The sequence below is a fragment of the Salinispora pacifica CNR114 genome, assembly GCF_000514775.1.
Classification (GTDB): domain Bacteria; phylum Actinomycetota; class Actinomycetes; order Mycobacteriales; family Micromonosporaceae; genus Micromonospora; species Micromonospora pacifica.
Genome location: NZ_AZWO01000034.1, coordinates 1 through 13,069 on the forward strand (window position 1 = coordinate 1; position 13,069 = coordinate 13,069).

At 68.3% G+C, this 13,069-nt stretch carries 13 protein-coding genes and 1 pseudogene; 5 read left to right on the top strand and 9 right to left on the bottom strand.

Annotated elements, in window-relative coordinates; all coding sequences use genetic code 11:
- Positions 1-12 precede the first annotated feature (12 nt).
- Both B118_RS0119335 and B118_RS0119340 read right to left on the bottom strand, forming a co-directional pair.
- Positions 13-1,329: an ISL3 family transposase gene (locus B118_RS0119335; RefSeq protein WP_018812113.1), complete on the bottom strand. Its 1,317-nt coding sequence runs from the start codon at positions 1,327-1,329 to the stop codon at positions 13-15.
- A 198-nt stretch (positions 1,330-1,527) separates the two neighbouring features.
- Positions 1,528-1,797 (bottom strand): hypothetical protein, encoded by a 270-nt coding sequence (locus tag B118_RS0119340; RefSeq protein WP_028193242.1) that lies wholly within the window; start codon positions 1,795-1,797, stop codon positions 1,528-1,530.
- Positions 1,798-1,889: 92 nt separating this feature from the next.
- On the opposite strand from B118_RS0119340, the pseudogene B118_RS33910 reads away from it, so the two are divergent.
- The 4 genes and pseudogenes from B118_RS33910 to B118_RS0119360 all read left to right on the top strand — a co-directional run.
- A pseudogene (locus B118_RS33910) lies at positions 1,890-2,179 on the top strand (transposase); the annotation flags it as partial.
- Between the two features lie 329 nt (positions 2,180-2,508).
- Entirely contained in the window at positions 2,509-2,661 is a 153-nt protein-coding gene (locus B118_RS31865; protein ID WP_018827957.1) for a hypothetical protein, read from the top strand.
- 20 nt (positions 2,662-2,681) lie between these two features.
- Entirely contained in the window at positions 2,682-3,398 is a 717-nt protein-coding gene (locus B118_RS0119355; protein ID WP_018810987.1) for a response regulator transcription factor, read from the top strand.
- 11 nt (positions 3,399-3,409) lie between these two features.
- A complete protein-coding gene (locus B118_RS0119360) occupies positions 3,410-4,783 on the top strand; it encodes a HAMP domain-containing sensor histidine kinase (RefSeq protein ID WP_028193243.1) in 1,374 nt (457 codons plus the stop codon).
- 91 nt (positions 4,784-4,874) lie between these two features.
- On the opposite strand, the gene B118_RS0119365 is transcribed toward B118_RS0119360, so the two are convergent.
- From B118_RS0119365 to B118_RS0119380, 4 genes are all read right to left on the bottom strand, one after another.
- Complete coding sequence (locus B118_RS0119365; protein ID WP_028193244.1) at positions 4,875-6,047, bottom strand: acyltransferase family protein; 1,173 nt, start codon at positions 6,045-6,047, stop codon at positions 4,875-4,877.
- A 526-nt stretch (positions 6,048-6,573) separates the two neighbouring features.
- The gene (locus B118_RS0119370) at positions 6,574-8,169 is read right to left on the bottom strand and encodes a long-chain-fatty-acid--CoA ligase (RefSeq protein WP_028184490.1); all 1,596 of its coding nucleotides are present in this window, start codon (positions 8,167-8,169) and stop codon (positions 6,574-6,576) included.
- Complete coding sequence (locus B118_RS0119375; protein ID WP_028193245.1) at positions 8,166-8,567, bottom strand: acyl carrier protein; 402 nt, start codon at positions 8,565-8,567, stop codon at positions 8,166-8,168. The genes B118_RS0119370 and B118_RS0119375 overlap by 4 nt, the downstream gene beginning before the upstream one ends.
- 376 nt (positions 8,568-8,943) lie before the next feature.
- Positions 8,944-10,323 carry an MFS transporter gene (locus B118_RS0119380; RefSeq protein ID WP_028193246.1) on the bottom strand — a complete coding sequence of 460 codons (1,380 nt, stop codon included), beginning with the start codon at positions 10,321-10,323 and terminating at the stop codon, positions 8,944-8,946.
- Between the two features lie 191 nt (positions 10,324-10,514).
- On the opposite strand from B118_RS0119380, the gene B118_RS0119385 reads away from it, so the two are divergent.
- Complete coding sequence (locus B118_RS0119385) at positions 10,515-11,432, top strand: helix-turn-helix domain-containing protein (RefSeq protein WP_027658808.1); 918 nt, start codon at positions 10,515-10,517, stop codon at positions 11,430-11,432.
- Between the two features lie 8 nt (positions 11,433-11,440).
- On the opposite strand, the gene B118_RS0119390 is transcribed toward B118_RS0119385, so the two are convergent.
- Genes B118_RS0119390 through B118_RS0119400 form a run of 3 tightly spaced genes read right to left on the bottom strand, consistent with a single transcriptional unit; the run spans position 11,441 to position 13,051 of the window.
- Positions 11,441-11,824, bottom strand: coding sequence for a hypothetical protein (locus B118_RS0119390; RefSeq protein ID WP_018223764.1), 384 nt, complete (start codon positions 11,822-11,824; stop codon positions 11,441-11,443).
- Positions 11,825-11,850: 26 nt separating this feature from the next.
- The gene (locus tag B118_RS0119395) at positions 11,851-12,231 is read right to left on the bottom strand and encodes a hypothetical protein (RefSeq protein WP_018223765.1); all 381 of its coding nucleotides are present in this window, start codon (positions 12,229-12,231) and stop codon (positions 11,851-11,853) included.
- 34 nt (positions 12,232-12,265) lie between these two features.
- The gene (locus B118_RS0119400; protein WP_018223766.1) at positions 12,266-13,051 is read right to left on the bottom strand and encodes a thioesterase II family protein; all 786 of its coding nucleotides are present in this window, start codon (positions 13,049-13,051) and stop codon (positions 12,266-12,268) included.
- Positions 13,052-13,069: the final 18 nt, after the last annotated feature.

A 13,069-nucleotide genomic window follows, 5' to 3' on the forward strand; every position in this document is an offset into this window, starting at 1 on the left:
GGCTCTTCGAAGTTAGGCGAGGTTGAGGTGTCCGCGGTGGCGTCGGGTGGTCGCGGTGCGGGTGCGTAGGCGCTGGTTTTCGGGGTTTCGGAAGCCGTAGGCGTCGCGGGCGACGGTCTTGATGACCCGGTTGGTTCCTTCTGAGCCGGCGTTGGTGATGCCGGTGGTCAGGAACGCGTGGATCTGCGGCCACCAGGTCTCGATGGTGGTGGCGAGTCGGTGTAGTTCGGGCAGGTCAGTGGCAGCGCAGCGGGTGTAGAAGCGGCGTAGCAGCCGGTGGACGTGTTCGCGGTCGGGCTGGGTGCGGGCGGTCGCGAGCAGGTCGAGCAGGTCTTCCTTGGCGTTCCACGCGGCGAGGATCGGGGTGCCGATCTTGGCGGGTAGGGCGTCGAGGGTGTCGGTCAGGCGGTCGACGTGTTTGCCGGGCATGCGAGCCGCCGAGCGGGTCAGCCGGTTGCGCATCCGCCACTCCGGGTCGTTACCGCGGCCACGACGCCCGCGTTGGGTGAGCGTGACCCGGCGGCGGACCTCGGTCACGGCCCGGTTGGCCAGCTGCACGACGTGGAAGTGGTCGGCGACCAGCACCGCGTGCGGCAGCACTTGCCGGATCGCGGCCTTGAACACGGTGCACATGTCGATCGCGACCGCGCGGATCTGCTCGCGCCAGGCCGGTGGGCGAGCGGCCAGCCAGCCGGTGACAGCGGCGGTGGTGCGGCCTTCGACCTGCGCGAGGAGCCCTTGGCCGCCGGACAAGTCGCAGAAGCCGACGTGCCACCGGTCCGCGGTCGTGGTCCACGAGGCGGCCTGCTCGTCCCAGATCCAGTGCGGTTTGCCCCGGCGGACCTCGTCGATGCCAAGCACCGCGACCGGCTCGGGCTCGGCCGGCAACACCGCAGTGGCGTGGGTGGTGAACGCGGCCGCGACGATCGGCCACGAGACACCGTGGTCGCGGGCGGCCTGCACGATCGTGCGCCCGCCGTCGGCGACCGCCGCCCCAGCCGCCTGCCGCAACCGGATGGTCAGCCTTGAACGGGCCGGCACCTGGGCGACCTGCTCGGTGAACGACCTGCGCGGACAGGCCGGCGTCGGGCAGTACCAGCGTCGTTTACGCCAGCGCAGCCTCACCGGCCGCCCAGCGACCGGCAGGTCCCGCGGCCGCGTCGTGGTCCACTGCTTCACCCGCGCTGCTCGCTGCCCGCACTGCGGGCAGCATCGTGCCTGTTCACAACTGGTGGACAGGTTCACCACGGGGACGCCGGCGGCGTCCAGCTCGACTCGCTCGGCCACCAGGCCGTCCAGACCCAGCAGCCGGGTCGTATCGTTGACCATGCTCGCAGCTCTTCACTTGTGACATCCGAACTAGACACTCAGATGATCACCGATGAGCTGCGAGCCCTTCACATCCGGGTCACCGCCAGCCACGAACCCCGCTCAACTTCGAAGAGCCCCGATGAGCGGACGCGTAGCCAGTAGGGTCAGAAGCCGCCGGGACGGTGAGTAAGGCCACGGTTCCAGACGGGCACCGGGCTATCCTGCCCCGCCCGGCGCAGGCACAATCAGTTGGTCAACGGCCCAGAAGTCGCTGCCGTCCCGGACGTCACCGGTCTCCTTCCACTTCACGAGCAGGCGGCGGACCTCGTCGACGGTGAGGATCGTCAGTGCCCACCTGGAGCCGTCAGGAAGGTCGCCGACGGTATCCACGTTGGTCACCCACTCCTCGGTCTCGTCGGGATCAAGGAGGAACCGTGCCACAAAGGTCGATTTCATGACGGTCACGTACGGCTCGGTCGCGCCCATGAACGCCCATCCTGCCGCACGGCTACGAGCAGGTCGGGGTTCGCGGGTGTCGCTCACGCAATCTGCGCTGAGGTCGGCACGGACACGCCCGGGTCGTGGCCGACAAGGCGTACACATCAAGGCCAACCGCTGCTACCTGGACCGGCGCGGGATCGCCGCGACGGTCCCGTCGAAGGTCGACCAGGACGCCAACCGGGGTAAGGAGGGGGCCTAGGGTGGGCGGCCACCGGCCTTCGAGCCTGGGCGGTACAAGCAACGCCAGGCCGTGGAGTGCGGTATCAACCGCCTCAAACGCCACCGCGCCGTGGCCACCCGTTTCGACAAACTCGCCGCGCGTTACGGAGCCACCGTGCACATCGCCGCGATCAACGAGTGGCTATGACCGACTTCGACACAGGCCCTTGGTCGCCCCGGCGCGCCCAGGACTCCGCCGACGTCACCCCAGCGCCGGCGGGCCGACCGTGTCCGCCCTCACCGTGAAGTGAGTTCTTCCCGAACGCGTTCCACCAACCGTTACCCGAACAGATCCGCCGCGCCGAGCGGTGCGCTCAGCCATCGCCTGTCCGGCATCGCGGGCGGCATCGACCAGCAACCGGTACCGAACTCCGGTCATCACGGTGACGTCGACCGGCGCGCGACCGCTCGACGTCACGCCACGATTACGCTCACGGGCCACCCGCACGATCATCGCAGAGTTCACGGGGGTACGGCTTGGCGCAGCTCGGCCAGGCGACGTGCTCGTACGGTGTCCAGGACGCGGACCCGGCGGGTGGCGTGGTCGGTGACCGCCGGGCGCACCTTCCGGCGCCGGTCGGCCCAGGTGTCGAAGAAGCGGGCCTCGCGGAGTACGGGGAGGTCAGCTGAGGTGGCTCCGGTCGGACGAGATGTGGCACAGTCCGGTGGTGTCCGTGCCCACTATCCTCCTCGCCGAGGACGATCCCGCCATCCGCCGCGCCGTCGAGCAGTCCCTGCTGCTCGAGGGCTACCACGTCGTCGCCACGGGTGACGGCCTTGAGGCGATTGCCGCGGTCCGCCGGGACAACCCGGACCTACTCGTCCTGGATGTGATGATGCCCGGCCTGGACGGTCTCACGGTCTGCCGGGTCCTGCGGGCACAGGGCGACTGGACCCCGATCCTTGTGCTGACCGCACGAACCCAGGTCTCCGACCGTGTCGCTGGGCTCGACGCCGGCGCGGACGACTACCTTGTCAAGCCCTTCGAGCCGGAGGAACTCCTGGCCAGGTTGCGCGCCCTGCTGCGCCGGGCGGCCCCGAGCATCGGCCCAGACAGCCCTGCCAGCGACGAGTTGGCAGCAGCCGGGGTACGGCTCGACCTGGCAGCGCGCCGAGCATGGCGGGGTGGTGCGGAGATCATCCTGTCGCGGACGGAATTCGACCTGCTCGAACTGCTGATTCGTAACTGCGGGGTGGTGCTGGACCGCACCACGATTCACGACCGCATCTGGGGCTACGACTTCGGCACTGGTTCGAAGAACCTGAGCGTCTTCATCAGCTACCTGCGGCGCAAGCTGGCCCGCCCAGGCGCACCCGAGATCATTCACACGGTCCGGGGAGTCGGGTACACGCTCCGCGAATCATGACTCTGCGTGACATGACCCGACCCAGCTTGCGCCTGACCTTCTCCCTGCTGTTCGCCACGGTCGCGGCGGTGGTCGCCGTCGGTGTCGGCGCGCTGAGCTATGGTCAGGCGTCCGGGTTGATCTGGCAGGAGACCGACGACGACTTCGACCGGGCGACGGAGGCCGTGGCGGAGCTGACGATTGACGCCGGTGACCTGACGCCGGAGGACCTGGTCGAGCTGGACGACGATCTCGGTGTTGATCTCGGTGATGTCCTCGCTGGATCCGACACGCTCATCGGCCAGATCCTCGGACCCGGAGGGCAGGTCGTTGACGAGGGTCACCCCCAGCCGCTTCCGGTGTCCTACACGGACCGGGCGGTGGCCGCGGCCGGGGATCCGGGGCACACCCGGAGCAGCGAAGCACAGCTGGATCACACTCGGGTACGAATTATCACGGTCGCGCTCGGTGGAGGACGCGGAGCTATCCAGGTGGCACAACAGCTCAGCGAGGTGGATTCGCTACTCACGAGCCTCAGGACCAGAATCACGGCGGTCGGCGTCGCGATCTCGCTGGCGGCCGGGGTGTGTGGCTGGTTCGTGGCGACCCGGGTGACCCGCGGCCTTGTTCGACTGACCAGGGTGGCGGAGGAGGTAGCGGTCACCGGAAGGCTGGATCTTCCCGTGCCGGCGGGTGGGCGAGACGAGGTCGGCCGCCTCGGCACGGCCTTCGACCGGATGCTGGGTCAGCTCGCCCGGTCCAGGGACGCCCAGCAACGACTGGTGCAGGAGGCAGGCCATGAGCTACGCACTCCACTGACCAGCATGCGGACCAACATCGCCCTGCTGCACCGGTTCGACGAACTGCCCCTGGCCGCCCGCGGTCCACTGCTGACCGACCTCACGATGGAGTCCAGGGAATTGATCAAGCTGGTGAACGAGCTGGTGGAGCTTGCGACGGACACCCGAGAACTGGAGGCGACCGAGCCCGTTGATTTCGCGGAGATCGCGGGAAGGGTTGCCCAGCGGTTCCGTACCCGATCCAGCCGGGAGATCACGACGCAGGCCGACGATACCGTCGTCACCGGCCGGCCACAGGCCCTGGAACGAGCCCTCACCAACCTTGTCGAGAACGCCACCAAGTTCGATTCCTCCGGGGCCCCGGTGGAGATCGTGATCCACCGGGGCCGGGTCGAGGTGAGGGACCGCGGACCCGGGATACCAGACCTACCCGAAGGGCGGCTCTTCGACCGGTTTTACCGGGCTCCCGAGGCCCAGGGCATGCGCGGCTCGGGGCTGGGCCTGGCGATCGTCCGGGATGTGGTGACCGCTCACGGCGGGACGGTGTTCGCGGGTAACCGCGACGGTGGGGGCGCCACGATCGGCTTCGAGCTGCCGGAGCGCTGAACCGATCATCTGGCGCTCACAAGCCCAACCTCGGCCCCGAGGATGAGTGGCCGCCATGTGGCCCCCCTTTGTGTCGTCGGCCTGCGGACCTTCACGCACGCGCCGGGGACCGTTTCCTGCCTCCGCCCAGCAGCGAGGGACGTCTGCGGGCAGCAAGGTCCTCGACCCAGCCGAACACACACGCCGCGACCAGGACCAGCGAGAACTCCACGCAGATCATGGCCAGCGCCTCCGGCATCGGCCACCCGGCGAACACGCCGTCCTCACTCAGCCACCACACCAGCGGCAGCAACGGGTAGTGCCAGAGGTAGATGGTCACCGCCCGGGAGTTCATCCGTTCGCTCAGCACACGGAGTGGGGCGATCCGGTCGATCAGCCCGGCACCCGGCCGGAAGCGTAGCAACACCAAGGCGAAAGCGAGTGACAGCAGCGTATTCAACATCAGGCTGTCATAGAGGCTCAGAGAGCTGAATTCGATCTCTTGCTCGGCCCGGTAGGTCCACCACAGGCCTACGGCTGTCAGCCCGCCGGCCAGGAGCATGGTGGCCCAGCCGCTGATGCGGGACAACAGACCGTCGTGGTGAGCGAATCCCAGCAGCCAGCAGGCCAGGTAGACGACGAAGCTGCTCAACAGCCCTTCCGAGCCGCTCAGCGTCGAGCTTAGGATCCCCTGCTCCCCGACGGTTGACAGGTCGAGGGCAACCACCCCGCACACCGCCACAGCCAGCACCGCCCAGGGACTCAGGCGGAAGATGCGCAGCAGCAGGGGCGAGAGCAGCACGAACCACAGGTACGCGCGCAGGTACCACAGCACGCCGGTGAAACCGCCACCGAGCTCGGACTCGCCGGCGGGTGGGTCACCCACCGGCAGGAGCCAGAAGAGATACTGCCACGTTGGGCGGAACGGCTCATCCGACCCGTGTGCCTCCCACCACATCAACGGCAGGGCCACCGCCGCCACCATCCACAGCGGGGGTAGTAGCCGACGCATCCTGCCCCGAATGACGGTCGTGACTCCCTTCCGGCGGTCGAGGGACGCAGCCATCATCGCTCCACCGAGCGTGAACATGATGCCCATGGATGGAAAGGCCAGCGTCATCCAGGGTGCCCCGGCGGTGTGTAGCACCACCACGCGAAGGATGGCGACGGACCGCAGGAGGTCAAGGTAGCGGTCTCGTCCCACCGCTGGCGGGGTCGATGAGGCAGCACTGTCTGCCCCCTCATCGCCGGTCGACGGAGCGGTGTTTTTCCTGGTGTTGAGCAACAGACGTCTTCCTCACTCGGTGAATCCACAAAGGTGGCGACGCACCGCCGGACCGGTGAGTGGGAGGTGCGCAGCTTCGGCAGGCCTCACGATGGCAGCGCAAGGTGAAGGCACGTCTGGAAAAGGGTAAGAAGCAGTCAAGAACCGGCCAGCGTTTCGGCGTCGGCCACAGCACCTTCTGCAGTGGCTGCCCGCCCCCACGGCGCCCGACAGCTCCCGCCGAGCCGCATGAACGCGGACATCGGTGGAATCGCAAGGCGGTGGCCCGACTGATGCGGCTGGCCGGTATCGAGGGCGCCCACCGCCGGCGCCGCGGTCAGTCCCGCCGCCAGGCCTCGTCCACGGCGACCGCGTCGGACCTGGTCCAGCGGCAGTTCACCACCACGACCGCAGCCAACCGGCGGTGGTCACCGACCTCCTACCTGCGCACCGGGGAAGGGTTCCGCAACCTCGCCGTCCTGGTCGACGCCTACTCCCGGCGAGTTGTCAGGTGGGGCGAAGGCCGAGCATTCGCGCACCCGGCCGGTCAGGAGGCGGTGCCGGCGGTGCGCGGGGCACCGGTGGTAGGTGCGCGCGCGCCACCGTCCTCGGCGCGCAGTACCCGGCGCAGCACCTTGCCGGTGGGATTGCGCGGGAGGCTATCGAGGAATCGGTATCCCACCGGCACCTTGTAGTCCGCGATCCAGCCGCGGAGGAACAGCATCAACTGGCGCGGCGACACCTGCGCGCCGGGGGCCAGCACGACGGCCGCGTGGACCACTTCACCCCAGCGCGGGTGCGGTACGCCGTAGACGGCCACGTCGGCGACGTGCGGGTGGGTCCGGATCACGTTCTCCACCTCGACCGGGTAGATGTTCTGGCCGGCCACGATGATCGTGTCGTTGATCCGGTCCCGCAGATACAGGTAGCCGTCGTCGTCGAGGTAGCCGCTGTCGCCCATGCGCAGCCAGCCGTCTACCTTCATCGCGGCGGTCTCGTCCGGCCGGTTGGCGTACTCGATGAACTCGGCCGGGGTGCGTACGCAGATCCGGCCTGGCTGCCCGGGTGGCAGCTCGACGCCGGCCTCGTCGAGGATACGCAGATCATTGCCGGGACAGATCCGCCCCGCCGAGCCGAGCTTGGGGTGACCGGGGGTGTGTTCGTCGGCGCGTAGGCAGGTGACAAAGCTGCCCGTCTCGGCGGCGGCGTACGCCTGCACCAGGTCGCAGTCGAACTCGCGCATGCAGCGTTCCTGCAGTTCCGGGGAGATCGGCGAACCACCGTAGACGATCTTGCGCAGGGACCGGAACCGATGCGGGCCAGCGTCCGGCTCCGACAGCACTATCTGCAGCATGGCGGGGGCGGCCCACAAAGTTGTCACGGCATGACGTTCGATCAACGCGCCCGCCTCGCCGGCCACGAACGACTGCATCACGATGCTGGTCGCGCCGACGCTCAGGCTGTGCATGAACCACGCGTAGCCGCCGGCGTGCAGGCCAGGAAAGGCGCTGAGACTGCGGTCCTCCGGCCGCCAGTCGATCCAGTCCACGCCGGCGCGTCGCATGTTGTCGATGAACGTGAAGAATGTGCGGTGCGCCAGTATGACGCCCTTGGGTAGTCCGGTGGTGCCGCTGGTGTACATCTGCGCCACGGGGTCGTCGGTGTCCACTGGTAGATCCAGGTCGTGTGTCGGGCCGCCAGCGAACCACCGCAGAAATCTGCCGTAGCGCGCTCCCGGCGCGTCCATGTCGACCATTTGTCGCAGCGCGGCCAGGTCCGCCCGCAGCGGTTCGATCACCGACACGAACTCGTGCTCGACGAAGAGGATCTCCGCCGTGGAGTCGCGCAGCACATGGTTGATTTCCACTGTGGTGAGTCGAGGATTGACCGGCACCAGCACCGCGCCGATCTTCGCGCACGCGATGGCAATCGTGTAGAAGTGGTGTGACTCGCGGCCGAGATAGGCGACGCGGGAGCCTCGGTCGAGGCCGTCCCGCAGCAGAGCGTGCCCGACACGGTTGCTCTCAGCGTGCAGCTCCGCGTAGCTGACCCGCACGTCCTCGAAGAGGATCGCGGCCACGTCCGGCCGATGCCGGGCGTGCTCCGCGATGCGCGCGGCGATGGTGTGCTCGTAGGAGATCATGCCGCCCCTGCGCCCATCTCGTGCAGAACGTTGTCCCAGAGCACTCGGGTTATCGCAGGTGGTAACGCGGTCGGCGGCGAGGCGGATTGCGGGAACATGTCGGGCAGCACGTCGGTCGTAAGGTAGTCGATCACCTGGGCGACCGTGCAACTGTTGAATAACACGGAACTGTGCAGATTCTGACCGAGCAGGTCGGAGAGGCGATGTTGCACCTCGCCGATGAGAACCGACGACATGCCGAGTGCGAACAGACTCTCGTGCAACGGCACGGGCTCGTCGTCCGGAATGAGGAGTACCGCCCGGAACTGTTCGGTCACCATGGATTCCAGCTCCGCGCGGCGCTCGGAAGCCGGCAGGTGCCTCAGTCGTTCGACGGCTGGAGCGCGTGTGGTGGTCATTCATTTCCTCCCCATCATGAACGACAACGAACTGCGCAGTGGTCCTCAGCCCAGTGGTTGTGGGGTTCCCACCCAGTTAACTATTAGATCAGTTGATCTTTACGTCACGCTGACCCGACGCTGATCCGGCCCGATGCTCCTGAGCCGCGTAAATGATATTGGACGATTCTCTGGGGTTGCGAGGATAGGCCCACGACCGGGAAACGTTGCCGGGGCAGTCCGCAGTTCAAGGCCCAGCCTGCAACTGGTCGTCAAGACCGGTAGCCGGTAGACCGATCGCGGCTGTGGCCTGCGATCCGGAGGTCCACGAGGGCATCCGGGACGATCCGGCCTGCCCGTGGCGCGGCCGCACGGGCAGGTCGGCCAGGTCGGGCGGTCAGCGCGCTGATTGCGGCGCCCGGGGCAGGAATTGGACCAAGGTTGCCACCAGGACCCCGACCACCGCGATGAACACGAGGCTGGCACTGAAGGCGTCCCGGAACGGATCGCCGCCGACGCGCGACAGCGTCCCGTAGAAGATGATGCCAATGATCGCGACACCGAAGGCGTTGCCGGCCCAGATTCCGGTACTGAGCACGCCGGAGGCCGCGCCGGCATGCTGCGGGTCGATGCGCGACAGCACCGTCGACGCGAGCGGCGCTACGGCCAGCCCCTGTCCGGCACCGTCAATAACCAGCGCGGGGACCAGCCACCAGATGCTGCCCTCGCCCGCCGGCCCGGCCAGCGCCACGATCATCAACACCGCGGCGGTGGTACGCAGCAGGGCGCCGAGGGCGATCACCTGACGCCCGAGCCGCATCGCCACCCGCTGGGCGCTCAACGACGTGGCCATGTAGCCGCCGCCGATGGCGATGAACAGGAGGCCCGCCTGCAGCGCGCTGAATCCTCGGCCGTTCTGCACGTAGACGGCGAAGACGAGGAAGAACGACGCCTGCCCGAAATAGAAGAGCAACTGGGTGAGCAGTCCAGCGGAGAACGCCCGATCGTGAAACAGCCCCGGGTGCACCAACGGCGCTGCGCGGCGCCCGGCCACGGCCCGCTCCCGCACCATGAAGGCGGCGAAGAGCATCAGCGCGGCGGCCAGGCACAACCAGGCCCAGAGCGGCCAGCCGCGCTCGCGGCCCTCGATCAACGGCAGGACCATCGCGCCCATCGCCAGCGAGATCAGGATCATGCCGGGAAGGTCGAGCACCGGCCGGCCGGTGGCGCGTGACTCGGGCACCCGGCGCGGCACCAGAACCAGCGCCGCGACGCCGATCGGTACATTGATCAGGAACACGCTGCGCCAGCCGAGCCCCATCGGGTCGGCCCAGATCAGCACACCACCGATGAGCTGGCCGAAGAGTGCCGCTACGCCCATCGTGAAGCCGTACGCGGTGAACGCGCGGGCGCGCGATGCGCCGGTGAGTGTCGCGCTGACGATGCTGAGCACCTGCGGCGTCATGATGGCAGCGGCGAGCCCCTGCGCGAACCGGCCGGCAATCAGGGATCCGGCGTTCGGGGCCACCCCGCACACCGCCGACGCGACAGTGAACAACAGGATGCCCGCGCTGAACATACGGCGGCGGCCGAAGATGTCACCAAGGCGGCCACCGACGATCAGCAGGCCGGCGTATCCAAGGGCATAGGCGGCGATGGTCAACTGCACGGTCGCTGACGTGGCGGAAAGATCCCGCTGAATCGACGGTACGGCGACGCTGACGACAAAGAAATCGAGGACGCTGAGGAATATGCCGATCATCAGCACGAGGACCATGCCTGGGTGATCGGCTGACCCCGCGGCAGTGGCATCCGTGCGCGGAGTCGGCGGTGTCGTGCCGCCACCGGCGTCGACCGGGCGTGCGTGAGTCGCCATCGTTACTCCTGGAAAAGGTGCCATCACCGGCCGTCCTGATACTCTGCGACGGAGATGGCGACGGGCAATAACCTCAGAGGTCGCGAGCGGAAATGAGCGAGACGGCACAGCGGAACCGCTCGATGGTGTCCCGGGGCCCGGCGCCGGCCCTGGTGCGGGAGCGGCGTCATGCGGGCACGCTGCTGCGCTGGTGGCGGCAGCAACGCCGAATGAGCCAGCTGCGGCTGGCCTCGGACGCCGCGGTGTCGCCAAGGCATCTCTCCTACGTCGAGTCCGGCCGAGCGGCGCCGAGCCGAGAGTTGATCATCCGGCTCGCCGACCATCTGCGTATCCCCGGCCACGCCCGCAACCAGATCCTGCTGGCCGCCGGGCTCGCCCCCGCGTACGCGGGGGACGCCGACGACCTCGACCTGTTGCACGCCGCCGCCCGACAGGTGCTGCTCGGCCACGAGCCGATCCCCGCCATCGCCGTCGACGGTGCGTGGCGGTTGATCGCGGCCAACACCGGGTGGGGGCTGTTCACCCGGGATGTCGCCGACCATCTGCTGGTGCCGCCGGTCAACGTGCTGCGTCTGACACTGCACCCGGACGGGCTCGCCCCTCGGATCGTCAACCTGGTCGAGTGGCGGCAGAACCTGCTCGGTCGCCTGCAGCGCCGCCTGACCTCGCTGGCCGATCCTGTCCTCGCCGAGTTGTACGCCGAGCTGTGCAGCTACGGCGGGTCGGAACGGCTTGTCGCCGCCGGCGAACGTGACAATCCGCTGCTGCCCCTGCGGCTGCGCGACGGCCAACGTGAGCTGACCTTCTGCTGCACGGTCACGGTCTTCGGCACAGCGCTCGACGTGACCGTGCCGGACCTCGCGATCAAGGCGTTCTATCCGCAGGACGGGCTCACCGCGCTGGCGCTGACCGCCCAGCCAGCCCGGTCCAGCCGCATGTCGGTTCTCGACGGCATCGTCGGGCTCGGCGCCGACCACGGGACCATGGGGGTCGGCGCCGATTCCGAATGACCTACCCGTCACACCGACGGCTTCTTCATTGCAAACTGATAGTCCACCCGGATGCGACCCGACTTGTCCAGGATGACGAAATCTTCACCGAAGGTATCCACCTCTCCGGTCGCGCTGGAAACCATCACCCAATGGAAGCGCATCCCGCCGTGGTGGCCGTACGCGTCGTTCTGGTAGCGGAAGCAGAAGCCCTTGCCGTAGTACTCGTCATGAGCCCGCCCCACCACGAACGGCATCATCTCGCGTCCGGAGGCGACGAACAGCCGGTTGTAGTAGGTACAGTCCTCCGCCCACAGCTCCTCGACCAGCTTCTTGCGTGTCTCGGGGTCGGGCTCGTTCCAGGAGGCGACGTAGCGCTCAGCGATGTCGTTGTAGTCGAAGTGGTCTGCCATCGTGCTGCTCCCTCGGATCGGCCGGCTCAGATCGCCGGTGGGCGGAGACCGAACTGGTAGTCCGCGACGATCCGCCCGGAGCCGTCGAGGATCAGGAACTCCTCGCCGAACGTGTCGACCTCCCCGGTGGACCGGGCGGCGAGGACCCAGCCGAACTTCACCCCACCGTGGTGGCCGTACGCGTCGTTGCGGGACTTGAAGGTGAACCCCTTGGCGCTGTATTCGCGGTGGGCGGTGGAGATGGCCGCCTCCACCATGTCCCGCCCCTGGCAGACGAACAGCCGGTTGTAGTAGGTCCCGTCCTCCGCCCACAGCTCGTCGATCATCTTGCGGCGGACGTCGGGCTCCGGCTCGTTCCAGGTGGCGATGTACCGGTCAACGAGTACGTTGAGGCTTCTCTTCGACATGATCGCTCCGTTCTGGCGGGTCCCGGCCCGCCGGTTAGTGCCCGGGTGCCGAGGTGAGCGCCGCGAGCCGGCGCAGGTGCCGGGTCAGGTCGGCGGCGATCGGCAGCGCCGCGGCGTAGATGAAGAAGTGGCCGCCGGGGAACGCCGAGTTGCCGAGGTACTCGGGGCTCCGGCTGTTCCAGGACTCCGGGGCATCGGCGGTCAGCAGCGGGTCGTCGCGCCCGGTGTAGCTGATCACGGGGCACGGCACCGGGGCGCCGTCGTCGACGTACCGGGCACAGGCAGTGAGGTCGGCCCGGGTGGGCGGTATCGTCAGCTCCAGCAGCTCCGGGTCCTGGTAGATCACCGGTGGCAGCGAGCCGAGACCCACGATCCAGGAAACCAGCTCGGGCTGGGGCAGTTGCACCTGCTCGAGGGTCGGCATCGAGAACCCCTCCGGGGTCCATCCGGCCGAGGCGACCAGCATCGGCGTCGCTCCGTACTCGGCGGCGAGCAGCACCGCCACCCGGTACGCCAGCAGCCCGCCCATCGAGTGCCCGAACAGCGCGAAGGGCCGCCCGTCCAGCTCCGCGGCGATCGCCTCGCCGAGCGCCTCTGTCATCGGGCCGAGGTCGGTCAGCAGCGGCTCGTCGCGGCGGTCGAGCCGGCCGGGCGGCTGTACGGCCTGCGCCGCGATGTCGGCCGGGAACAGCGGCAGCCAGTCGCGAAACACTCCGGCGTTGCCGCCCGCATACGGCAGGAGGAACAACCGCACGGCAGCGTCGGCGGGCACCCCCTCGGGTTGGAACCAGCGGTTGACTATCGCGCGACGCTGGACCATCGGACCTCCTTTCGTCGT

Coding starts and splice junctions, on each gene's coding strand:
- B118_RS0119395 (WP_018223765.1), bottom strand. CDS start 12,231: ATGTCGAAGAGAAGCCTCAACGTACTCGTTGACCGGTACATCGCCACC.
- B118_RS0119400 (WP_018223766.1), bottom strand. CDS start 13,051: ATGGTCCAGCGTCGCGCGATAGTCAACCGCTGGTTCCAACCCGAGGGG.
- B118_RS0119360 (WP_028193243.1), top strand. CDS start 3,410: ATGACCCGACCCAGCTTGCGCCTGACCTTCTCCCTGCTGTTCGCCACG.
- B118_RS0119375 (WP_028193245.1), bottom strand. CDS start 8,567: ATGACCACCACACGCGCTCCAGCCGTCGAACGACTGAGGCACCTGCCG.
- B118_RS0119380 (WP_028193246.1), bottom strand. CDS start 10,323: ATGGTCCTCGTGCTGATGATCGGCATATTCCTCAGCGTCCTCGATTTC.
- B118_RS0119390 (WP_018223764.1), bottom strand. CDS start 11,824: ATGGCAGACCACTTCGACTACAACGACATCGCTGAGCGCTACGTCGCC.
- B118_RS0119370 (WP_028184490.1), bottom strand. CDS start 8,169: ATGATCTCCTACGAGCACACCATCGCCGCGCGCATCGCGGAGCACGCC.
- B118_RS0119335 (WP_018812113.1), bottom strand. CDS start 1,329: ATGGTCAACGATACGACCCGGCTGCTGGGTCTGGACGGCCTGGTGGCC.
- B118_RS0119355 (WP_018810987.1), top strand. CDS start 2,682: ATGTGGCACAGTCCGGTGGTGTCCGTGCCCACTATCCTCCTCGCCGAG.
- B118_RS0119340 (WP_028193242.1), bottom strand. CDS start 1,797: ATGGGCGCGACCGAGCCGTACGTGACCGTCATGAAATCGACCTTTGTG.
- B118_RS0119385 (WP_027658808.1), top strand. CDS start 10,515: ATGAGCGAGACGGCACAGCGGAACCGCTCGATGGTGTCCCGGGGCCCG.